The following is a 24,198-nucleotide window of genomic DNA, read 5'->3' on the forward strand; positions in this document are numbered from 1 at the left end:
TACAATCTTGATTAATTTCTTCTTACCAATTCCACCATATCATAAGGCAGGGTATTGGCAGCTTCCTTCAAGGAATAGTTCTCTAAGTTATTCACATTTTGTCGTAACTTCTTGGCATACTTGGTCGTAATTAACCGTTTTTCTTCATATTCAAAAATCAGCTTGCGCTCCAGATAATAACCTCTCAGCATTTCATCGATATTGTTTGGTTTAACACGATTGATAACCCGTTCGACAAAGGCACCACTGGTGATGATAGCTGTTTCACGGAGACGAGAATCCTGCATGAAACTGATTAAAGAACTCTTATAAACCCCTTTTAGATTCTCCAAACTTTCGATAATCATCTCTGTATTTTCTAGATAGAGCTCTGCAATTTGGTCATAGTCAAGGGCTCTGAGTTTCTGTGATTCTTCATTTTTCCAACTGCGGAAAGTCTTGCCAAGAGTAAAGACTTCGTGGAGGAGAAAACGTAAAATCCGCAAGGAAACAAGGAAATAATAGGTCAATCGTGAAGCAAACTTGCGATTGATACTTTGTTCCATGCTTTTCAAATAACGTTGGTAGACTCGATAAGCACGCTCACTCATCTTTCCTTCTTCGTAGGCCTGTTCTAAACCATCACTTTCAATACTGAGGATAAGAAGCTTCAAGCCCTCCCAGTCCTCTTGAGCCCCCTTATTTTCTTGACTCAGGATGAGATTTTCAATACGTCCATGATAATTGTCAATAGCTGCATAGAGGGGAAGTTTATTTCTAGTTCCTTCTAACTCTTTTTCCAACTCTATGGTTACTTCATTCAAAATGGCGATATGCATGAGATAGTCCTTGCTTTCTTCCTGTTCATCAGAAAGATGTGGCAAGACCACGAGGCCTGTTAAAAAGCTTACAAGCGTCACACCTGCGACAAGGAATAGCAAGAGAGGATATTCCTGTTCTAAATCACTTGGTATCAGAAGAATCGTAGCAATCGACACTGTTCCCTTGACACCTGAGAAGGTCAAGAGAAGCATATCCTTCATATACTTATTTAACTTTTTTTTGAGGCGTCGAGTCCTATAGGCATAGTATCCATAGATCATGACAAAACGAATAGCAAAAAGGATAAAGGTAAGGGCTATGAGAGATCCCAGCAAGAGCAGAGGATTGTAGATTGGATTGGTTAAGATAGGCTCTGCTATCATTTCCAGCTCCATCCCTAAAACCACAAAGACAGAACCGTTCAGCATAAAGTTCACTGTATGCCAGACCGTCTCGGTCACCGTATCCACTTGAGCTTCGAGAAGCGTAATTTTCTTAAAACGGCTTGCCTTTAAAATCCCAGCAACCACAACGGCAATAATACCTGAAACATGGACTTCTTCTGCCAGGAAGAAGGTCACCAGAGGTAAACTCAATTCTAATAAAAGTTCGCTGGCAATATCCGTCGCTCGTACACTAAGTAAGAAACTATGGAGGAAACGGTTGGTCATGGCTGTTAAAAAGCCAATCAAAAAACCGCCTAGTATTGAAAAGATGAGCGAACTACTCGCTTGCCCAAGGGAAAAGGCTCCAGTTGTCCAAGCTGTCAAAGCTACCTGAAAGGCAACCAAGCCAGAAGCATCATTCAAGAGTCCTTCACCCTTAAGAATATTGGACACACGCTTAGGAAAACTAAACCGCTCCGAAAGAGAGGCAAAGGCAACCAAGTCCGTAGGGCCAAGGGCTGCCCCAACAGCCAAGCAAGCCGCCAAGGGAAGACTGAGCCAAAGAAGATGGGCCAAGCCACCCAAACTCAGGGTCGAGATGAAAATCACTGGAAATATGAGATAAACAATGATTCGCCAGTGTTTTAAAATAGCTGTAATGTCCGCTTCTTCCGACTCTCGAAAAAGCAAGGGCCCGATAACCAGAGCCAAAAACAACTCTGTATTGAGGTGAAAGTCAGTATTGGGTAAAAAGAGGCCAATCACAATTCCCAAAAGAATTTGCACCAAAGGAAGGGGTAAAAAGGGCAGGAGCTTATTGGTTGTACTTGAGACAATCAAGACCAGTAAAAATAGGATTAAGTAAATCAGTAATTCCACGCACATCCTCCTTAATCTTTTTTACAGCAGGATTCAAAAATCTCCTTCTGCTCTTGGATTTTTTGGTCAATCTTGGAACAATCCTTGTGCTCAATTTTTCTCTGGCACCGTTCCATTTCAAGAGCAACTAGTTTTTTCTTGATTTTAAGCATTTTTTTGCTCATATGCGCTTGGTCTAGTACTCCCACTGCTCGTTCGTGGTGGGTTGATTCAACAAAATTCTGGCGCATAGCATCCAGCTTTTCACGTAGGTATTGTTTATCCATGTCTATATCTCTCTAATTTTTCAATCATCACTAAAAATGGTGGGTTGTTGACTTGGTTTAAAGTTCGGTAAATGGCAGCTGTGTACTCTTGTTGGTTCAACTGACTGACAAAATCCAAGACAGCATCCCTCTCGAGGTCGCCTCCTTCATGACCATAGTAGATCATAATAGCAATTCGTCCCCCTTTGACAAGTAAACCACACAGCTTTTCTAATGCTTCAATCGTTGTATGAGGTCGGGTGATGACAGACTTATCAGCTGATGGCAGATAGCCCAGATTAAAAATCCCTGCCTTGGCTTCTGTCACAAACTGGTCCAGTGTCTCATGGCCTTGCAAGATTAACTGAGCATTTGTCATTCCAGCCTGGTCCAAACGCTCTTGCGTCTTTTCCAAGGCTTGCTCCTGAATATCAAAGGCATAGACTTTCTTGGCTAGCTTGGCTAGAAAAAGCGTGTCATGACCATTTCCCATGGTTGCATCCACTACGATATCCTCTTTTGTCACTACCTCAGCCAAAAAATCATGTGCCATCTCAAGTGGTCTTTTCATTTTCAAACTCCTGTTTTACAGCCTTGCATCCTTGAACACTTCCGCGACGTCGCATTTCAGTTTCAATAGCATTTAGGACTTCCCATTTATTGAGACTCCACATAGGACCGATCAGCATATCTCTAGGTGCATCTCCTGTGATTCGATGGATGACAATATGTTTGGGAATGATTTCCAGTTGGTCACAGATGACCTTAACATATTCGTCCTGACTCATCAGTTGTAAGCGTCCCTCATGGTAATCTCGTTGCATACGTGTATTGGTCATCAGGTGAAGCAAGTGTAGTTTAATTCCTTGAATATCGTTATCCGTAACACAGCGGCGGACATTTTCAATCATCATCTCATGGGTTTCACCAGGCAAGCCATTAATAAGATGGGAAACAATCTCAATCTTGGGATACTTTCTCAAACGCTTGACCGTTTCCACGTACAACTCATAGGAGTGGGCACGGTTAATCAGGTCAGAGGTTGTTTCATAAGTGGTCTGCAAGCCCAATTCAACCGTCACATGCATGCGTTCCGATAACTCAGCCAAATATTCGATGGTTTCGTCTGGTAAACAGTCTGGGCGCGTTCCGATATTGATTCCTACTACACCTGGCTCATTGATAGCCTGCTCATAACGCTCTCGGATAACTTCCACCTTTTCATGGGTATTGGTAAAATTTTGAAAATAAACCAGATACTTCTGCACATCTGGCCACTTGCGGTGCATAAAGTCAATTTCCTTATAAAATTGCTCACGGATAGACGCGTCCGGTGCTACGATAGCATCTCCAGAACCTGAAACCGTACAAAAAGTACAGCCTCCATGAGCCACAGTTCCATCACGATTGGGACAGTCAAACCCCGCATCAATAGGGACTTTAAAGGTCTTTTCTCCAAATAGTTTTCGATAATAATCATTCAAGGTGTTATAAGATTTCATAACTTTCATTATAACAAAAAACACCCACAATCTCAAAAGCCTGACTTTCCTATAAATTCCTCTGTTTCTCGTTTCCATTAGCGATTTTTTATGATACAATATGGATATGATTTTAATGAAATTAGCATCTATTTTATTATTGATACTGACCTTAGTAGTCTGCATTATCATAACCAAACTTTTTAGATTAAAAAAACTAGGACGAAACTTTGCGGATTTGGCTTTTCCAGTCTTGGTATTTGAGTATTACTTGATTACAGCTAAAACCTTTACCCATAATTTCCTCCCTAGACTAGGCCTAGCCCTCTCACTCCTAGCCATTATTCTCGTTTTTTTCTTCCTTTTGAAAAAACGCAGCTTTTACTATCCTAAATTCATCAAATTCTTCTGGCGTGCAGGATTCTTATTAACCCTTGTTATGTATATCGAGATGATTGTTGAATTGTTCTTAATGAAATAATCGAATCCCTAAACATTTTCTAGGGATTTTTGCTTTCTCTACAAAATAGGATAGACAGTAACACTATACAACTTTATACAAAGAAAATCCCTTAGAAGCTTGCATTCTAAGGGATTAATCTTCTATCTAAGACAAGAGCTTCTCACTAGTCTTTAATGATAAAGAAGGTATCAAAATTTCTAATCTTCTTTTTTACCTTTAGTGGCTACTAATCCGGCACTCAAACCGAGAAGAGCTAAGCCTGCTGCTACTGCTGCTTGGCTTGCCGCACTTCCTGTATTTGGTAACTGCGCTTTGTTAGCTTGACTAGCTTCACTTGAAGCGATTGGTTTTGTAGCTGCTTTTTCTGACACTTGTGGTTTTTTAGCTTCTTGAGCTACTGGTTTGGTTGTTTCGCCAGCTGTACCGACTTCTATGATGCGATCTTGAGCCATAACTTTATCATAGCTATCCTTTTCAGTCCGCTTGCCATTTTCCACTTCGATCAAGTGAACACGGATACCTTTTCGACCTTCTTGGAGGACACGAGTTTGACCTACTGGAAGCTTGTCATTCTTTTGTTCCTGAACCTTGAAATCGATTGTTTCTTCTTCAATTACAAGTTCTGGTCTGTTAAGCACAAGATTCTTAACTTCGTCCTCTGGTAGAGAAGTGCCTGGGTTAGTTCCAACTTCTAGGATACGATCTTGAGCAACAACTTTATCATAAGTTTCTTTAAGTTGGCGTTTTCCATTTTCCACTTCAATCAAGTGAACACGGACGCCTTGTTTTCCTTCTTGAATGACACGGGTTTCACCTAGATACAACTTATCAGACTTACGCTCCTGAACCTTGAAGTCGATGGCTTCTTCTTCGACTACAAGCTCTGGTCTATGAAGCACAAGATTTTTCACTTCGTCTTCTGGAAGAGAGGTGCCTGGTTTTGTTCCAACTTCCACGATACGATCTTGTGCAGCAACTTTATCGTAAGTTTCTTTAAGCTGACGTTTTCCGTTTTCTACTTCAATCAAGCGAACACGGACACCTTGTTTTCCTTCTTGGAGGACACGGGTTTCACCTAGATACAACTTATCAGACTTACGCTCCTGAACCTTGAAGTCAATGGTTTCTTCTTCGACTACAAGCTCTGGGCGATTCCGAACAAGATTTTTCACTTCGTCTTCTGGAAGAGAGGTGCCTGGTTTTGTTCCAAGCAAGACAATGCGGTCTGTTGGTGCCTCTACCACTTCATGGAGTTTTTCTTCCTTACTTCCATCAGGATTAATGCTTGTAAAGATACGTTCCTTACCAACTTTTCCTTCTTGTTCTACACGGATTTCACCTAGATACAGCGTAGAATCCTTTTTCTCAACTGTCCTGTAGGCCAAATCTTTTTCAACAAATTCGAGTTTTGGAAGTTCTTCTTGTACAGCAGCAACTGTTTTCTCAGAAACTAGTTTTTCCTTGATCAACTGGATACGGTATTCCTTAACTTGTTTTCCACTTTCTGAAACGAGGCGAACAAGTACTGGAAGGCTATCATCGCCACTATCTACAACTGTTGAAACTACTTGATTGGTTTCTTCAACTGAGACTTTTGGACGTTGACCTTTATAGGTGATTTGATAATCTTGACGATTTTCAGCGAAATCAGCAAGTTCTTTTCCATCTACAAGAATCTTCGATTGAGTGCTTTCTTGAGGAAATTCGCTTGGTGCAAGGAAGGTCATCTCAATCATCGCAACACCACTCTTATCTGCTTTACGCTCCATACGCCATCTCATGGCTTTGGCTTTAACAGCTTTAAATGTTACGTTTATTTCATCACCAGCTTCAATGTCTTTATCCGCACGATAAGGAACAGCTTCCCAATTTTCTGGGTTGTTGAATGGATGTCCTGATTCGTAGGCTTGGTAGTTTGAATAGTAGGTAGGCACTTCAAAGTCTGGACCGACATAACGTTCCAAAACAAGTTTAGATGGTGCATCTGTACCACTATCTGCAAAGAAGTGAAGTTTGGCTTGCGCAACAGTCCGCTCTACAATCTTACCATTTTCACGGAAGATCACACCTGCTGATACTTCTGGATTAGAAGATGGCGTTGGAGACCAGTTTGTCCAACGACGATTTTCAGAGTGATCTCTATCATTGATATAGTCCACACGGTCATGAGAACTGTCGTCAATATCATTAGTTACTGAAGCAAAGGCCTGGTTACTGTTTTCATCATAGTTAGGGTTATCTGAAAGAGCCTCACCAAGTTTGTCTGTCACTCGTACAGTGAATTCAGCAGTAAGATTGCTACCAAGGACACGACCTCGAACAGTAAATTGACCTGCTTTTGTCAGATTTTCTGCTGGAACTTCTTCCCATTCAACTGTCAGGTCTTTTGTTTCGTAACCGTCTTTACCTGTGAAGTAAACCGGAACCTTAGTCGGCAATTCAAGTGGTTGCCCTAGTTGCAACAAGCGAGCTTGTTTAACTGCAGCAACTGGTTTACGAGAAAGTAAGTCTTTATCCTTAGTGAAGTGCAGACGGTATTCTCCTAAGATGTCGCCATTTTCAGCTTTCGCGATGACACGAACTGGCTCACCTTCACGAACACTTGGAACAACAGTCGCTAGACCATTGTTGCTAACACTTGCTGTGACTGCCGGAACTTTTCCATCTACAGACTCAAGGTAGTAGTCTGTCAAATCAGGGTTGAAGTTTGCTAAGTCTTTGCCGTCAACTTGGATTCTTGTTTGTCCTTGTTTGGCTGCCGCAACTTGTTTCGCAAAGATTTGTACTTCTGTGATAGACGTTCCACGCTTGTTATCTGCTTTAACCATGCGAATACGAACAGCATAAGTTTCAACTTTATCAAAGCTAAAGTGATTCATTTCTCCAGCCTTGAGTTGTTCTGGAGCTTTTAGATTAGTCACTTGTTTCCAATTAGCTGGATCGTTAAATACATGGTCTTCATTGGCTACAAAGCTAGGGTTTTTAGGAGCTGTTGGAACAGTCTTACCAACATAATACTCAATCACATAAGACTTCGGTGCACCAACTCCATGGTCTTCGTGGAATCCGACACTTAGATTATCGACGGAGCGTTTGCTCAAGATACCGGAATCTCCAAACAGAACACCGACTGAAGCTTCTGGATTACTACGATTCCAGTTTGTCCAACGATTGGCTGGTCGGTCATTAAAGGAAATCAATTTATCGTTGACATTTGAAACAGGGTCGGTTGGATTTGAATCTGAAGCAAAGGCAAGTGGCAATTCTGAACCAGTCCATTGGTCAGAAATGTTTGCACCTTGCTCAGTTTGAGCAGATACGCGAACATGAAGTTTAGTTGTTAATTGAGTACCTTCTAAGCGACCATTAACTGTAAAGACACCTTCCTTAGCGTATTGCTCTGGACGAATCGCATCCCATGCAACCTTAGCTGATGAAACGTGACCATTTGAATCATATGTACGAACGCTTTCTGGTAATTGTGGTGCTTCTGCGATTGGAGTTGTCACACTAACTTCTTCAACTGAAACGATGCCTTCTACAGATACTTTAGCACGCGCTTCCAGGTCAATTCCTTCAACTTTACCTAACACTTCAAAGCTTTGATAGTGGTCTAGTTTTTCTTTTGGAATAGCTTGCCAAGTGACTTTGTGAGCTTTAGGGAAACCTTTGTCATACTCAACCGTTACTGTTGACGGAAGAGTAGGTTCTTGGTGTAAATCTGTCACTACATTTACAGGACGGATGGATTGCGCAATCTTCTTCTCAGTATTTGCTTGTATAGTGAGATTGATTTGACCTGTAGCACCCTCATATTCAGCTTTCAGAGTAAGTGCTCCTGATTTATGCAACTCAAGCATTCCTTTTCGGACTGCAACTTCCCCTTCACCACTTGTAGAGAAGCTCACCTTATCAGCTGGTAATACAGCTTGCGTTCCATCTTGATAATGAGCTCGAACCGACAAGTTGACTGTTTGGTCTTCTTTGAGACCGTCAGCTTGTTCCACTTGCAAGCTCAAGTGAGCAATTTTTGGTGCTTCTTCTAGGAATTGAATTGCATAGGTTTGAAGAGGGCCACCATCTTTAGACTGAACAAAGATGCTCGCACGCATGCCGTTTGCTGCGCTTGCTTGAAGAACTGTAACATCAGCATTTTCAGCACTTGCTGTGACTTCTGGCAATTGGGCACCATAAGCAAGAGTGCGGTATTGCATTGGTTGTTGACTAGTAAGCCCTGTTACTGCCTCACCGCCAACAGTAACAGTTGGCACTACAGGTGCTGCAGCTTTTCCTTCTTCTACCACAAGGGTTGCATGAATAGTTTCTCCAGCTAACTGACCAGTCATTTGAATACGTGATCCAGCTACTGAAAGTTTGGCTTTATCTGCTTCCGCAATCTCCCAGCTATCTACTTCATACTCTTGTACACTTCCATCGGTTACTAGTATTGACACATATTTATCTACAGTATTCAAGTCTGCTCCTGGAGCAACACGTTTAACTGTTGGTAATTCTTTCGCAATTGCTAGAACCTCGACACGAGCCTCTACCTCACGTCCATTTGCTGTACCTTTAGCAGTCACAACTCCTGCTTGACTAACATCGACTTGAGACCAAGTTACTGGAAGTTTTTCACGACTACCATCGCTGTATACAAAACCTACTGTTTTCGGCATTTTTGGATCTTTACCGATTAATGTACGAACTCTTGCTACTTCTGTCCCCAAAACAGTCTTTTCTTGTCCTTCTTTTTTACCAGTAAAGACAGTTACTTGACTAGATTTCAAGAGATCTGAATGGGCTGTCAGCGTGAATTTACCTGCTTGTTCAGTTGATTTGACAATGGCAACACCTTTACCATTAAATGCTTTACGAATCCAAGAACCATCTGCTTGCGCCTTATAGCGTTCACGGCTGGCTTGTTCCCCGTTATCGACACCGACAAGTTGGCCTTGTCCGTGTAATTGGAAGCGAACCAGATTATTGGCAGTTGGTACTACATTCCCTTGGCTATCAACGATTTCGTAGTAGATGTATGTCAAGTCTTTTCCATCTGCTGCGATTGCATGATCTTCTTTGATAAGACGAACAGCCGCTGGCTTACCAGCAGTCGTAATCTTATCTCGAGCAATTTCCTTGCCAGATTCATCACGAGCAATTGCTTCCAAGGTACCTGGTTGATAAGCAACTTTCCATTCAAGATAAAGTTCATTAGCATTAGCACCTTCTTGGTAAGTTCGTCCATCGCTAGTTTGTTTTTTGTTGAAAGTCTTAAGACCAAGAGATTTTCCATTCAAGAACAATTCTACACTTGCAGCATTAGAATAAGCACGTACAGGGATTTTATTTTCCGCGTCTGCTACATTGTCTATCAACTCTTTGTTTTCCCAGTTCCAGTGAGGAAGAAGGTGAACCATTGGTTTTTTCTTGGCAGAAACCCATTGACTTTGGTAAAGATAAAAGTCGTTTTTTGGAATACCTGCAGTATCTACGATACCAAAATAAGAGCTTTTAACCGGCGTGTTGTTTTGGTTGTGCCATGGAGTTGGTTCACCGATATAGTCCGTACCTGTCCAAATGAATTGACCAGCATAGCCAGCATTGTCACGGTCAAATGTCCATGAAGCAGTTGCCGTTTTACCCCAACCAACACGGTCATTTCCATAATCTGACTGTTCATAGTTACGCCATGACTGATTACTTTGTACCCACTCACGCTCTGGGTGGAAGTAACTTCCTCTTGTACGCGTTGCTGAAGATGTTTCTGATCCATAAATCAACCATTTTGGATGCTTAGCTCGAAGGGCTTTGTAATTATCTTCAGAGTAGTTGAATCCAACAGCATCGAGTTCATCAGCAATTTTTTCATGCCCACCGCTACCATTACCGAAACGGAACTTATCTGCTCCCATGGTAACATAACGAGTCTTATCAACATCCTTGATAACTTTGACTAGACGTTTAACAGTCGCTAGAGAATGGGGATCCCCATTTGCTTCACCGATTTCATTTCCGATTGACCACATAAAAACAGCGGGATTATTTTTGTCTCTCTCTACCATAGTACGTAGATCGTAGTCGGACCATTTTTCACCTTTTTTAGCCTCAGGATGGGTAGCATCTTTTTCAAAGAAACGTCCATAGTCATAAGGTTTCTTTCCGCCATACCAAGTATCAAAGGCCTCTTCTTGAACAAGTAAGCCAAGTTCAGCTGCAATCTGCAAGGTCTGAGGACTTGCTGGGTTGTGAGTCGTACGAATCGAATTCACTCCCATTTCCTTCATTTGTTTCAGACGACGATATTCTGCCTTATAGTTTTCTTCTGCTCCTAGCGCTCCATGATCATGGTGCAAGGAAACTCCATGGAATTTAATGCGTTCACCATTCAAAGAGAAGCCCTCATTTGGAGTCCAGTTATAATATCGGTAACCAAACAGATCTTTCTTAGCATCAACTAATTGACCGTCCCGGTAAACACGCGTAACTAATTCATACAAGGCCGGTTTGTCATTTAAAACGGTCCAGAGTTTTGGTCTTTCAACTTCTAAAATCGCATCAAGACTAGTTACTTCATGTGCTTTCAAGGTACGACTCTCTGTACGTACTAGACCTGTCACAGCCTGACCACCTCGTTCAACGATTTGATATTCTGCTACAAGTTGATGGTCTTTGTCGTCCGTATTGACAATTTTACTAGTCACATGAGTTTCAACCTTGCCGTGTTGCTGTTGTTCAAGTTTTGGCGTTAAGATGGTTGTCCCATTTTTCTCAACATGCACCTTATCTGTCACTTGTAAAGTCACATCACGGTAAATACCACTTCCTGAATACCAACGGCTACTTGGTTGCTTATTGACTGCATGAACAGCAATTACATTCTCACGTCCATCTTTGTTCAAATAGTTAGTGATATCATATGAAAATTGGTTATAACCATTTGGGTAATGACCCACTAACTGACCATTGACATAAACTTGAGAATCCATGTAGACGCCATCAAAAGTAAGGCGAACATTTTTCTTGAGATCTTTTTCATCTAGTTTGAAAGTCTTACGATACCAAGCTTCCCCACCGTTAAGCTGTCCACCTTCGTTTTGTGCAGGAGATTCATGATCAAAATCGTTAAAGATACTCCAGTCATGCGGTAAATCTAATTTTTTCCACGTAGATACATCTGCATCCGGTTTAATGGCTTCCTTAGAATTTGCATTGAGTTTAAAGTGCCAATTTTGGTTAAAATTCACTTTTCTGTCTTCAATCATTTGATTGACTTCTTCATTGGTCACAGCTTTAACATCTTCCTTGAGCGGTTTTTCTTGACTTGAAGCTTGTGATTCTATCTTTGGAGCTTTTTCTTCAGATTTTGAAGACGCTTTTTCCTCTTTTGGAGTTACTGCTTCATCTTCTTTCTTCTCAGATGAAATAGATTCAGTGGCACTAGGTTGTTTTTGTGCTGTACTTTCGACAACATTTTTAGTTTCCAAAGCTTGATCAACCTTTTCTTCTACTATAGGATTTTCCTCTTTAGGTTTCTCAGCAGTATGAGTAATAGGTGTTTCATCCGCATTAACTACAGATTCTCCAGCTATATTTCCTGCGAATAGAACTGCACAAGTTCCAATCATTACTGAGCAAGCTCCTACAGCAAATTTACGAATGCTATAGACTCTTTTACGGTTCCAATGGCTTTTTTCCATAAAATCCTCCTTTTGGTAATCGCTTTCATTTTTATGTAAGCGCATACTTTAAATAGTCTTTTACCCTTATTTTATTAAATAATATAGGAATTTTCAATACTTTAGCATATGAAATAATATTTTTGATAGTTTTTTCTAAAATTTGTAGAAGAATTAAAAAACTGAATGTAGTTTAAAAGAAAAAACACTTATTAACCTTTAAATTAAAAGAAGTAAAAAAGTCCCTTTAAAAGGAACTTCTTCTATTTATAATTAAAAGTATCCCCTGCCAGCTTATCAGCTAGCTTTGGAAAAAGGGTATAAAACTTATGGGCTAGGTTCAACAATATCGGTAGATTGAGTTCTCGTTTGTTTTTTCCTATAATCTTGACAATCTTTTTAGCCACTGCATCTGGTTCTAGCAGGAAGCGGTCAACCGACTTGAGATAGGTTCCATCTGGATCGGCCTGGTCAAAAAATCCTGTGCGGATTGGTCCTGGATTGACCGTCGTTACATAAACACTGTAGGACATGAGTTCGAGGCGCAGAGCATTTGAAAAACCAATGGCCGCAAACTTGGTCGCTGAGTAGAGACTAGACTTGCCAGTAGCGATCAAACCTGCCATGCTAACAATATTGATGATATGGCCTTTTCGACTTTCCTTCATTCTTGCCGCAATGCGACGAGACAGATTCATTAGGGCAAAGGCATTGACCTCGAACATCTGATGAATATCTTGGTCGGAAATCTGGTCAAATTCCTCAAAGATCCCGTAACCAGCGTTGTTTATCAAAACATCAATCTTGCCATAGCGGAGATAGAGATCTGCTAGCAGAGTTTCTAAGGCTGAATCATCGGTAATATCGATTTCAATCCATTCTGCATGGGGATGATTTCCGTAGAGTTGGGCTAATTTTTCCTTATTTCTACCAAGCAAGATGAGTTGGTCATTTGGCAAGAGTTTGACCATTTCTTGGGCTAGGCCACCGCTAGCTCCGGTAATGAGAATAGTAGGCATACTTATCCTTTCCCAATCTTTTAGATTTCCACTTCTTCTAAGTCTTTGACCACATGGACATTTTCAAAAACACTAGCCGCATCTTTTTTGAGCTTGCTGATATCTTTTGAGAGGAAACGAGCACTGATATGGTTGAGCAGGAGGCGTTTGGCACCTGCTTCTAGTGCCACCTGCGCTGCCTGCATATTGGTTGAGTGGCCGTGATTGCGAGCAATTGTTTCATCGCCCTTGCCATAAGTGGACTCATGAACTAGGACATCAGCATTGACAGCCAGACGCACACTGGCATTGGTTTTGCGGGTATCACCCAGAATGGTGATAATCTTACCTGGACGTGGAGCTGAGATATAGTCTGCTGCCTTGATTTCAGTTCCATCTTCTAAAACAACGTCCTGACCGTTTTTGATTTTTCCAAAAAGTGGGCCAAATGGGACGCCAGCAGCCTTAAGCTTTTCAGCATCCAAGGTACCTTCTAGGTCCTTTTGCATGACACGATAGCCAACGCAGAAAATTGTGTGGTCCAGCTCCTCTGCATACACCGTGAATTTATCGGTCTCAAGGATTTTTCCTAGAGAATCTTGGTCAAACTCATGAAAGTGAATACGGTAAGGCAGGCGCGAACCTGACACACGAAGGCTGGTTAAGACAAAGGACTTGATTCCTTGCGGTCCATAGATTTCCAAATCTGTCTGCTCTTCATTGGCCTGAAAAGCACGGCTAGAAAGGAAACCTGGTAAGCCAAAGATATGATCTCCATGTAGGTGAGTAATAAAGATTTTGCTGACCTTACGGGGTCGAATTGTGGTTTCCAGAATGCGATTTTGCGTACCTTCTCCACAGTCAAAGAGCCAGACTTCGTTAATCTCGTCCAAGAGTTTCAGGGCGAGACTGGAGACATTGCGGGCTTTAGAGGGCTGGCCAGCCCCCGTTCCTAAAAATTGAATATCCATTCGATACTTTCTAATTAATCAATATATAACATGGCTGTGCGATTTTCCGATCGGAAATAGCGCTTGCCAGAAAAAGAAGCAGCTTCTTGCAGTAAATCCTCTTGACTATAGCCTTTAAGACGCTTGCGACCATCTGCTAAGATTTCTAAATCAGTCAAAGCTGTGATATTTTCCACGCTAACAACTTCCTCGTCCCCGACAGCCTTCATATAAATCTTACCAGACTCCTCAAAGACTAGCTGATGGGGAAAAATTTGCGCAATCTCAAAGAGCAAGTCTTCTGAAATAACCTCTTCATTTTCAGAGAAAATCCGCCCCAGACCCTCACTCTCAAAACAAAAACCAAATGATTTGCCAGATAGGTTCAGACGAATAAAGGGCTTGTTTTCTAGGGTGAAACTTGGCTCATCATTGTAGAGATTCAGTTCCTGACTGAGTTCCCCAAAATAATCCGTCGCAGCCTCAGGACTCTTTTTCTGGTAGAGTTCTGCAAAGTAAGCATTGACTACACTCGGCGGAGGAGTAATCAGTGCCAACTGCTCCTGCTCTGTTTTACCAGCTAGAAGCTGATCCAGATAGACCTTATCCAGACTTGTATAGCCCCCATATTTTAGAGCTAAGGTTTTGATATCAGTCATAAAATTCTTCTAACCTCCATTTATTTTTCTCAGAAATGTAGCCTCTAATCACTTCGCCGTCCTCCTGATAATCGCGTTCTTCCAAAATCGCAACACTTTCTAAATCATGAATCTTGTAAGACTTAGAAAAAGGCACGCGCAGGGTAAAGGACTCAAAAATATCCTTGATTTTCTCTAAAAACAAAGCCTGCAAATTCTCTCGACTATCCTCAGACTTGGCAGAAATGAGCGCATAGGGCGTTTGGGTCGGCGTAAAATCCTCCACCAAATCCGCTTTATTATAAAGGGTCAGGCGAGGAATATCTTCCATGTCCAGGTCTTTCATGATGGACAGGACTGTTTTTTCATGCTCCTCATGGTAAGGATTGCTGGCATCGATAACATGAACCAGAAGGTCCACATGCTTGCTTTCTTCCAAGGTTGACTTAAAACTGGACACCAACTCTGTCGGCAAATCTTGGATAAAGCCAACTGTATCTGTTAAAGTTACTTGGAGATTTCCCCCCAGATGGATACTCTTAGTCGTCGCATCTAGAGTCGCAAATAGCTCGTCAGCCTCATACTGGTTCTTACTGGTCAAGGTGTTCATGATAGTTGACTTCCCAGCATTGGTATAACCAATCAAACCAATCTTAAAGGTGCTTGACTCCAGACGTTTTTCTCTGACAGTCGCCCGATTTTTCTCAACGTTCTTGAGCTGACGCTCAATATCCGTGATTTGATTGCGAACACTACGACGGTTCAGTTCGAGCTGACTTTCACCAGGACCACGGGAACCAATTCCCCCAGCCTGACGGCTGAGCATAATTCCCTGACCAACCAAGCGAGGCAAGAGATATTTGAGCTGGGCTAGGTGGACTTGGAGCTTCCCTTCATGGCTTCGAGCTCGCATGGCAAAGATATCCAAAATCAACTGCATACGGTCAATGACCTTAACACCCAGAACTTCCTCTAGATTGACATTTTGCCGTGGAGTTAAACGATTGTTGACGATGACAGTGGTAATTTCTTCTGCATCCACCATGAGCGCAATTTCTTCCAACTTACCAGAGCCGACGAAGGTCTTGGAATCATATTTTTCACGTTTTTGTCTGTAGCTATCTACAACGACTGCCCCTGCCGTTTTCGCTAAACTAGCCAATTCTTCCATGGAGAGGTCAAAATTGTCCATGCCCTGCAATTCCACACCAATGAGCAGAACCCGCTCCTCTTTTTTCTCCGTTTCAATCATCTAAAAACTCCTCTATCTGGCTAAAAATGCGGTCTTGCACACCAGTTTCTCCAATCTGATAAAAGGTGACCTGCATGCGATTACGGAACCAGGTCAACTGACGCTTGGCAAAACGACGAGTCGCCTGTTTGAGACTCTCACTGGCTTCCTCCAAGGTCTGCTCTCCACGGAAGTAAGGAAAGAGTTCCTTATATCCAATTCCTTTAGCAGCCTGCACATCAGGGTAATGGTCAAAAAGCCACTTGGCCTCATCCAAAAGCCCAGCCTCAAACATCAAATCCACTCGATGATTGATTCGATCATATAATTGACTGCGTTCATCATCCAAACAGATAATCAATGGTTCATACAAGGTCTCTTGATTTTCCAAATCCTGACCAAAGTGGGCAATTTCCAAGGCACGCATAGCACGACGACGATTAAACTGGGGAATTTCAAGACCTGCTTGCTCCACAAGATGAGCTAATTCCTCATCTGTATAAGGCTCCAAACTAGCCCGATAGGTCAAAATCTCCTCATGAGGAGTCTCTCCACCTAAATGATAGCCTTCTAGTAAACTCTGAATATAAAGTCCAGTCCCACCAGCAATAATAGCCAGCTTGCCACGACTGTGAATATCTTCAATGGCAATCTTAGCTTCTGAAACAAAATCAAAAGCCGAGTAAGACTCGGTTACCTCTCTAACATCGATTAAATGATGGGGAACAGCTGCCTGCTCTTCTGGACTAGCCTTAGCCGTCCCTATATCCAGACCTCGATAGACTTGCTGGCTATCGCCACTAACAACTTCGCCATTAAAACGCTTGGCCACTTCAATGGCGAGAGCCGTTTTTCCAACTGCAGTCGGTCCAACGATCACAATTATTTTTGTTTTCATCTTTTTTCCTTGAAAAATTCCCATTTTTTCGTTACTATTATTATAACACAAAAAGGTCAGTCAGAAAAATGTGACCTCTTGAGGAGGCTGGCTGATTGAGAATATAAAGGAGGAAGACTCATGGCTAAAGGATTCGCTAAAGGTCTTGTAACAGGTGTCGCAGGAACTGTCGCTGCAGTCGCAGGTGCAGTATACGCATTTAAAAAGAAAGTGATCGAACCAGAGGAGCAAAAAGCAGCTTTCATCGAAGAAAACCGTAAAAAAGCAGCTCGTCGCCGCGTATCACGTTAAGAAACAAAAGAAGTTGGGATTATTCTCAACTTCTTTTTTCTATTCTTTTAAATAGCTAGGTCAAACTTCAACTGTGGCTTGACAGGGTCATAATCCACCAACTCAAAGTCCTCTGCTTTAATATCAAAAAAATTGGTCTTATCTGGCACATTCAAGACCAAACGTGGTTGGCAGTTTGATGGCTCACGACGGAGCAATTCCTGAGCTTGTTCAAATTGATTGTCATAGATATGGAGATTGTTGATGAAGTAGAAGAACTTCCCAACCTTCCAGCCGAAATGCTTGGCAATCATCATTTGAAGAGCCACGTACTGCATAGCATTGATGTGGTGGGCCACCAACATGTCATTCGAACGCTGGGTCAAGGTCGCATCCAGATAGATTTCTCCATCTACACGGCGGACATCAAACATGGTCTGAAAGGCGCATGGGAGTAGTCCTTCTGTTTCTTCGAAAGCTTGGTAATCCCAGAGCGAAATGATATTGCGACGGTTCCAAGGGTTGACTTCCAACTGCTTGAGAAGCTTATTGATAATGTCGTGTTTCTTAACAACAGCACCATAGCGCTCACCAATGGTTCCCGTATTTCCCACTTCCCAGTCATTCCAGTAGTGAACATTGTACTTGTCATTGAGAACTTCTAGGCTATTAGACTGGTCTTGGTAGATCCAGAGAACTTCTTTGATAGCTGATTTGATTGCAATGGGACGCAAGGTTGTAATGGGGAATTCCCCCTTGGCCAAGTCATACTCTGCAAAGGCACCCGTTACGTACTTAGAGTTGGCAACTGTCCCATCCTTGTACTTGGGACGTGCTTGCTCTGAGAAAACACCTTCCTTTAGAATGCGTTCAATATTCTCTTTAAAAATCGTATCTGATTTTGTCATTTACTCTCACCTCATTTATTTCCTAACTAGTATAGCATAAAAAAAGAAAGGAGGAAAATCACTCGCTTCTGGAAAGCAATTTTCTCCTTTTTCTATTTTATTGCAATACAAGTGATGCTGCTCCGATAACTCCAGCGTCATTTCCTAGAGTTGCAAGAGCTAGTTTAGTAGTTGTGCGCACTTGTGGGAAAGTATTTTCATCGTAGACTTTTTGAACACCTTGTAGAAGGAATTCTCCTGCAGCTGATACACCACCACCGATAACGATTGTTGATGGGTTTAGGATTGAGCCGATGTTGGCACAAGCGATTCCCAAATAACGTGAAAAGTTACGGTAAACGATCAAAGCAAGATCGTCTCCTTCTTTTGCCAAATCAAAAACAGTCTTAGCGGTTACTTCTTCTCCATTATCAATCAAGCGTTTCAAGGCTGCATCGCCTTCGTATTCATCCGCATAGCGACGAGTCAAATTGACAATCCCTGTTGCTGAAGCGACTGTCTCAAGGCAGCCTTTCTTACCACAAGTACATGCGATTGGTTGGTCAAAGTCAACAGTGATGTGGCCAAGCTCACCTGCTGCACCAGCCACACCGTGAAGCAATTTGCCTTCTGCGACAATACCGCCACCAACACCTGTACCAAGTGTCATAAAGACAACGTCTGGTTGGTTATCACCAGCACCCATCCAACGTTCACCAAGAGCCGCTACGTTGGCATCATTATCGATGAAGAATGGAATGCCCAAGGCTTTTTCAATCTTTTCTTTGATTGGTTGAAGGGTTTTCCAGTTCAAGTTGTAGGCACCAATAACAGTCCCTTTTTCACGGTCAACCACACCTGGTGATCCCATTCCAATACCTTGGAAATCTGTTGCTGCTAATCCAAGCAAGTCCAAACGATGTTGAATAGACTCAATCATATCATCAACGATATGACTTCCCTCATCCAAAATGTTAGTTTTGATAGACCATTTTTCTTGGATTTCTCCCTCTTGAGTTAAAATTGCGAACTTGATAGATGTTCCACCAAGGTCAATCCCAATAATCTTTTGACTCATCGTCTTCTCCTTTTTAATTGAAAATGCTTACAGATATAGTATAACAAAATCATTAGATTTGTGCAAAGCTTTGCATGAAAAAGTTACATCTAATAATTAATAACTATTTATCCCCTAGTTTTTGAATTGCATAGTTGGCTTCTTCTTTGGTAAATTTTCTAAAATAAGGAGAAGTTAGCCTCTCATAAATTTCTGTCTTTGAGAGATTACTATATTTTCGATATTCTCTTGCTTTAGCTAAGGCATTTGCCTTATAATCTGCATTCAAGTGATCGATGGCATACTGCACTGCTGAACTTGAAAAACCATGCCACGTTAATTGCTCATAGAGAGCTTTTTTTGACATATTTGCCCACGAATTATAACTCTTTGCCTTTTCTAAAGCAGCATTGTACTGGTTCCCATCTGCTGGTTTTGGTTGCCGCACACCATCGTATCCTACATAGTAACGGCCACCATCTACCCATTTATCCTTCACCATATAACCTTTAGAATCGACATAGTAACGACCGCCATCTACCCATTCATTCTTGGCCATCTTCCCATCTGATTTGAGATAAGAATTTCCTATCCATTTATTGCGAGCAGAGCTTCCTTCTGCTGTTAGATAATAATAGGAACCATGCTTTTTATCATAAATCCAGTCACTTTTAACCTTTTTTCCATCAGAATCAACATAATAACGACCACCATCTACCCATTCATTTTTAGCTCTCTTTCCATCTGATTTGACGTAGTAATTTCCTACCCAGCCAGACTGAACTTTAGATTTTGATTTATCCTGTTTAGGAGTTGTTTCTTTTGCTTTTTCAGTCGGTTTTGGTGCCGGCTTCGGCGTGGGTTTTGGTGCGGGCTTCGACGCGGGTTTCGGTGCGGGCTTCAGCGCAGGTTTTGGTGCCGGCTTCGGCGCGGGTTTTGGTGCCGGTTTCGGCGCGGGTTTTGGTGCTGGCTTCGGCGCAGGTTTTGGTGCTGGCTTCGGCGCTGGTTTCGGTGCCGGCTTCAGCGCAGGTTTTGGTGCCGGCTTCGGCGCTGGTTTTGATGCTGGCTTCGGCGCGGGTTTGGGTGTCGGCTTCGGCGCAGGTTTTGGTGCTGGCTTCGGCGCTGGTTTTGGTGCTGGCTTCGGCGCTGGTTTTGATGCTGGCTTCGGCGCAAGTTTTGGTGCCGGCTTCGGCGCTGGTTTTGGTGCTGGCTTCGGCGCAGGTTTTGGTGCTGGCTTCGGCGCAGGTTTTGATGCTGGCTTCGGCGCTGGTTTTGGTGCCGGCTTCGGCGCGGGTTTTGGTGCGGGTTTTGGTGCGGGTTTTGGTGCGGGTTTTGGTGCGGGTTTTGGTGCGGGTTTTGTATTCTCTTTTACAATCTTACCATTTTTAGATGCGTCCTTTTCTTGAGCAGATACTTTCTGAGATGAGAAAGGCAACATCCCCATTGTATCTGAAAGAGAAACAAGTGCAAAAGTAGTTGCTGCTAAACTTGTAACCAAAATTTTTTTTGATTTTCTCATAAAAATCTCCTTTTCTTATGATTTACACTTATAGTATATCATATCCTTAATCTTTTTTACATTAAAATAATAACTATACAAGCACTAATCTGAAGCTGAGCGAGTAGAAATTGAAGCTTATTTAAACGTAGGACTCAAACCGGCTGAGTTTGCTCATAGACTGGGGAGAAACCAACGGGACATAGGATAGATGCCTTTGTTCACACCTATAAACTCCAACACCTTTTTGAAATTGGAAAATCCATTCTGTTCTGGGTGGAAAGACAATAGAAGAACCTTCTATTTTGAACTTGGCTATAGTCGGCAAAAAAGCTGTTTGAGCTCACTCAAACAGCTTGAAAGATACTCTCTTAATCAGAGGAACAACTTTGTTGTACTTGACTTGATAATTGAAGTAAAAATACTTATTTAAAATGATTAGTCGTCAAGATGTTGAATTGCATAATTAGCTTCTTCTTCTGTAAATTCTTCACCATAAGGCGAAACTAGTTGCTTATAAATTGCTGACTTCGAATCCTTAAACCATTTTCGATAATTCTTTGCTTTAGCTAAGGCGTTTGATTTATAATCTGCATTCAAATGATCGATGGCATATTGTGCAGCATCACTTTGAAATTTTTCTCCATATTTTGAAGTTAATTGCTTATATAAGCGTTTTTTAGACATATTTGCCCACGAGTTATAACTCTTTGCCTTTTCTAAAGCAGCAGAATATTCACTATTGGTTGATGCTTTGGTTTCCCATAATCCATTAGCTCCTACATAGTAACGACCTCCATCAACCCATTCACTTTTAGCCATCTTACCGTTTGATTTGAGGTAGTAATTCCCTACCCAAGTATTACGAGCATAGCTACCTTCTGATGTTAGATAGTAATATGAACCATAGTTCTTATCGTAAACCCACTCACTCTTAGCCATCTTACCATTTGACTTCAAATAATAATTGCCTGACCACGCATTGCGAGCATAGCTACCTTCTGATGTTAGATAGTAATATGAACCATAGTTTTTATCATAAATCCATTCACCTTTAGCCATCTTACCATTTGACTTCAAATAATAATTGCCTGACCAAGTGTTACGAGCGTAGCTACCTTCTGATGTTAGATAGTAATATGAACCGTAGTTCTTATCATAGACCCACTCACCTTTGGCCATCTTACCATTTGATTTAAGGTAGTAATTACCCACCCAAGTATTACGAGCGTAGCTGCCTTCTGATGTTAGATAGTAGTATGAACCATAGTTCTTATCATAAATCCACTCACTTTTAGCCATGTATCCGCCTGATTTGAGATAGTAGTTACCTACCCAAGCGTTTTGAACATAATTTCCTGATGCATCTAGATAGAAGAATGAATTATATTTTTTATCAAAAATCCACTTACTAGTGACTTTTTTACCATCTTGATAATAGGATGAACCTACCCAACCAGACTGAACTGTAGGTTTTGGTGTTGGCTTCTCATCTGGTTTTGGTGTTGGTGTTGGCTTTTCATCCTTTTTTGGTGTTACAGTAGTAGATTTTTTATCAGTCAGCTTCTTAATGGCCTCTTTAAACTCTTCTACTGTTCCTTTCCACTCTATGTAATTGGCACCAGACTTATTCTCATTAGCTATATAGTTGCGATGATTTTCTTTGAAATAAGATAATTCTGGAGTAGTTTTTGTAGCATCAATAATGGGAATATTGACAGTACCTCTCCAAGTTTTAAATATTTCTGCATCCTTCGGAACAAGAATATAGTATTTTGCAGATGGATTAATCGTCTGGGTGTCAGCCTGCACCGTTTGCGCTGAAAAAGGTAGAACTCCTTTTGTATCTACAAGAGAGACCAAACCTAATGTTGCAACTGCTAAGCTTGTCACTAAAACTGTTTTTGACTTCATCATCAAAAATCTCCTTTAAATGTTTATTGTTTACGGTTACATTATAGCATAAACATGATAGATCATCAAAAGTTAACACCAATATATTTTAATATATATTGAAAACTATTAATAGTTAAAACTCACAATCCTATCACTTGCAACTCATACAAACCTCTAACTGCATTACAGCCGTAAATAGCTTCTGCTCGGGCTAAGTCTTTTAAAGTCAAGACTTTCTCTTCTACCTGTCCTGTTTCCAGCAAGTGCTGACGATAAATTCCTGGCAAGATTCCAAGTCGGATAGGCGGTGTGTAGAGTTTCCCAGCGATTTTCAGAACCAAATTTCCGATAGAGGTTTCAAGCAATTCTCCTCTTGTATTATAGTAAATGATTTCCTGTTTACCTAGACTTAAGTGTGGTCTGTAAGTAGTTTTAAAGTAGGTAAAGGATTGATTCAAATCTGCTCCCTGAAGGCAAATTTTGGCTTTGCAGAAGGTCGGACTGAGAGGTTCCAATACTTGACGATCGACTTCTATCTCTCCAGACTTGTTGAGAGAAATTCGCAAGCGGTAATCTTGATTAGCATCACAAGCCTGACACTCTGCTTCAATCTTTTGTCTCAAAATTTCTGGGTCAAAAGGAAAAGCAAAATACCGACTAGCTATTCTCAGTCTTTCCAGATGTTGTTCTTCAAACAACAAGTTCTTCTGGCTGATTTTCCCTGTAGTAATCAGTTTGAAACGAGCTTGTTTACGATAGAGAACAGCTGCCTTTTGATGAACCTCGCGGTATTCAGACTCCCAAGTGCTATCCCAAGTAATGCCTCCGCCAACTCCATAGATGGCTTTCCCTTGATACAGTTGAATAGTCCGGATAGCAACATTAAAAATCCGTCGTCCATTTGGAAGCAAGAGACCAATCGTTCCACAGTAGACTCCACGCGGTTGTGGTTCCAACTCCTTAATAATTTCCATAGTCGCTATCTTAGGAGCTCCTGTGATGGATCCACAAGGAAAGAGAGAGCGAAAAATGGTAACCAAGTCCACATCTGGTCGCAACCGACTCTTGATGGTCGAAGTCATCTGCCAAACAGTTGAATACTGCTCTACCTGACACAGACGCTCCACATGCTCACTGCCCACTTCAGAAATACGATTCATATCATTGCGCAAGAGGTCCACAATCATCATATTTTCAGAGCGATTTTTAGGATCCTGCTCCAACCAACTAGACTGCTCTAAGTCTTCATGGTCAGTTACCCCACGCTGAGTCGTTCCCTTCATTGGTCGCGTTGTCAACTCACGGTTATTTTGCTCAAAAAAGAGTTCTGGACTCATGGAAATCACTGCCATTTCATCATGTTCAACATAGGCATTGTAGCCCGCCTCCTGCTCTACCACCATACGATTGTAAATGGCAAAAGGATCGGCACTCAAGTCCTGTTTGAGTTGGATAGTATAGTTGACCTGATAGGTGTCACCCTGCCGCAAATGATGGTGAATCTGAGCAATCGCCTTTTCATAATCCTCTGAGGACGTCACTTCCTGCCAATTTGAAGGCAAATCAACCTCATCATAAGTCAGAGGAATAGGGGAGGTCTCCACCTTATCGTGAACAGTAAAGTAAAGCAAATACTCGTCCAGTAAAGGAGCTTTATGAACTGCCAATTTCTCCTCAAAAGCAGGTGCAGCCTCATAGCTGACATAGCCCACCACATAATAGCCTTGCTCTTGGTAACTTTCCACTTGTGCCAGCAAATCTGCCACTTCTGCTACATTTCTCGTTTTCAACTCTTTAATCGGCTGGGTAAAGGTGTATCTCTCCCCCAAAGCCCTAAAATCAATCACTGTTTTTCTATGCATACCTTAAGTATAGCATAAAAAGGCAGATTCAGATAAAACTGATCTACCTTTTTATCATTTTCTGGCTATTAAATTACTCTTG

At 41.7% G+C, this 24,198-nt stretch carries 17 protein-coding genes; 2 read left to right on the forward strand and 15 right to left on the reverse strand.

The genetic code is table 11. The features are described 5' to 3' along the window. Window positions 1-11: 11 nt before the first annotated feature. Genes N5909_RS09410 through N5909_RS09425 form a run of 4 tightly spaced genes read right to left on the reverse strand, consistent with a single transcriptional unit; the run spans window position 12 to window position 3,822 of the window. A complete protein-coding gene (locus tag N5909_RS09410; protein WP_033681595.1) occupies window positions 12-2,066 on the reverse strand; it encodes a cation:proton antiporter in 2,055 nt (684 codons plus the stop codon). Between the two features lie 11 nt (window positions 2,067-2,077). Further along, complete coding sequence (locus N5909_RS09415; protein WP_033681594.1) at window positions 2,078-2,332, reverse strand: hypothetical protein; 255 nt, start codon at window positions 2,330-2,332, stop codon at window positions 2,078-2,080. Beyond that, entirely contained in the window at window positions 2,325-2,882 is a 558-nt protein-coding gene (locus N5909_RS09420; RefSeq protein WP_033681593.1) for a tRNA (mnm(5)s(2)U34)-methyltransferase, read from the reverse strand. The genes N5909_RS09415 and N5909_RS09420 overlap by 8 nt, the downstream gene beginning before the upstream one ends. After that, window positions 2,866-3,822 (reverse strand): TIGR01212 family radical SAM protein, encoded by a 957-nt coding sequence (locus N5909_RS09425; protein ID WP_033681592.1) that lies wholly within the window; start codon window positions 3,820-3,822, stop codon window positions 2,866-2,868. Before N5909_RS09425 ends, N5909_RS09420 begins: the two co-directional genes overlap by 17 nt. Window positions 3,823-3,913: 91 nt before the next feature. On the opposite strand from N5909_RS09425, the gene N5909_RS09430 reads away from it, so the two are divergent. Continuing rightward, on the forward strand, window positions 3,914-4,273 hold the full coding sequence (locus tag N5909_RS09430; RefSeq protein ID WP_004269933.1) for a DUF3397 family protein: 360 nt from the start codon (window positions 3,914-3,916) through the stop codon (window positions 4,271-4,273). A 179-nt stretch (window positions 4,274-4,452) separates the two neighbouring features. Here N5909_RS09430 and N5909_RS09435 read toward each other — a convergent pair whose 3' ends face one another. From N5909_RS09435 to miaA, 6 genes are all read right to left on the reverse strand, one after another. Continuing rightward, entirely contained in the window at window positions 4,453-11,952 is a 7,500-nt protein-coding gene (locus N5909_RS09435) for a glycoside hydrolase family 2 protein (protein WP_271631182.1), read from the reverse strand. Between the two features lie 242 nt (window positions 11,953-12,194). Next, window positions 12,195-12,950: an SDR family NAD(P)-dependent oxidoreductase gene (locus tag N5909_RS09440; protein ID WP_120718634.1), complete on the reverse strand. Its 756-nt coding sequence runs from the start codon at window positions 12,948-12,950 to the stop codon at window positions 12,195-12,197. 20 nt (window positions 12,951-12,970) lie between these two features. Further along, window positions 12,971-13,900: a ribonuclease Z gene (gene rnz / locus N5909_RS09445; RefSeq protein ID WP_261028054.1), complete on the reverse strand. Its 930-nt coding sequence runs from the start codon at window positions 13,898-13,900 to the stop codon at window positions 12,971-12,973. A gap of 14 nt (window positions 13,901-13,914) precedes the next feature. Next, window positions 13,915-14,538, reverse strand: a complete 624-nt coding sequence (locus N5909_RS09450) for a cystathionine beta-lyase (protein ID WP_223336598.1) — start codon at window positions 14,536-14,538, stop codon at window positions 13,915-13,917. After that, a complete protein-coding gene (gene hflX / locus N5909_RS09455) occupies window positions 14,531-15,769 on the reverse strand; it encodes a GTPase HflX (RefSeq protein WP_261028056.1) in 1,239 nt (412 codons plus the stop codon). Before hflX ends, N5909_RS09450 begins: the two co-directional genes overlap by 8 nt. Next, a complete protein-coding gene (gene miaA, locus N5909_RS09460; RefSeq protein WP_271631183.1) occupies window positions 15,762-16,646 on the reverse strand; it encodes a tRNA (adenosine(37)-N6)-dimethylallyltransferase MiaA in 885 nt (294 codons plus the stop codon). The genes hflX and miaA overlap by 8 nt, the downstream gene beginning before the upstream one ends. Before the next feature lie 120 nt (window positions 16,647-16,766). Between miaA and N5909_RS09465 the strand changes: the two genes are divergently transcribed. After that, window positions 16,767-16,937: a DUF3042 family protein gene (locus tag N5909_RS09465; RefSeq protein ID WP_001051780.1), complete on the forward strand. Its 171-nt coding sequence runs from the start codon at window positions 16,767-16,769 to the stop codon at window positions 16,935-16,937. A gap of 47 nt (window positions 16,938-16,984) precedes the next feature. Here the strand turns inward: N5909_RS09465 and N5909_RS09470 are convergent, their stop codons facing one another. The 5 genes from N5909_RS09470 to pabB form a co-directional block, all read right to left on the reverse strand. Then, window positions 16,985-17,824 carry a thymidylate synthase gene (locus tag N5909_RS09470; protein WP_033686601.1) on the reverse strand — a complete coding sequence of 280 codons (840 nt, stop codon included), beginning with the start codon at window positions 17,822-17,824 and terminating at the stop codon, window positions 16,985-16,987. 97 nt (window positions 17,825-17,921) lie between these two features. Further along, a complete protein-coding gene (locus tag N5909_RS09475) occupies window positions 17,922-18,881 on the reverse strand; it encodes an ROK family glucokinase (protein ID WP_125867479.1) in 960 nt (319 codons plus the stop codon). Between the two features lie 103 nt (window positions 18,882-18,984). Further along, on the reverse strand, window positions 18,985-20,379 hold the full coding sequence (locus N5909_RS09480) for an Ltp family lipoprotein (RefSeq protein WP_271631184.1): 1,395 nt from the start codon (window positions 20,377-20,379) through the stop codon (window positions 18,985-18,987). A gap of 417 nt (window positions 20,380-20,796) precedes the next feature. Further along, window positions 20,797-22,272: an Ltp family lipoprotein gene (locus N5909_RS09490; RefSeq protein ID WP_271631205.1), complete on the reverse strand. Its 1,476-nt coding sequence runs from the start codon at window positions 22,270-22,272 to the stop codon at window positions 20,797-20,799. Between the two features lie 122 nt (window positions 22,273-22,394). Further along, window positions 22,395-24,116, reverse strand: coding sequence for an aminodeoxychorismate synthase component I (gene pabB / locus N5909_RS09495; RefSeq protein WP_271631185.1), 1,722 nt, complete (start codon window positions 24,114-24,116; stop codon window positions 22,395-22,397). Window positions 24,117-24,198: the final 82 nt, after the last annotated feature.

This window comes from Streptococcus gwangjuensis (assembly GCF_028156745.1).
Classification (GTDB): domain Bacteria; phylum Bacillota; class Bacilli; order Lactobacillales; family Streptococcaceae; genus Streptococcus; species Streptococcus gwangjuense_A.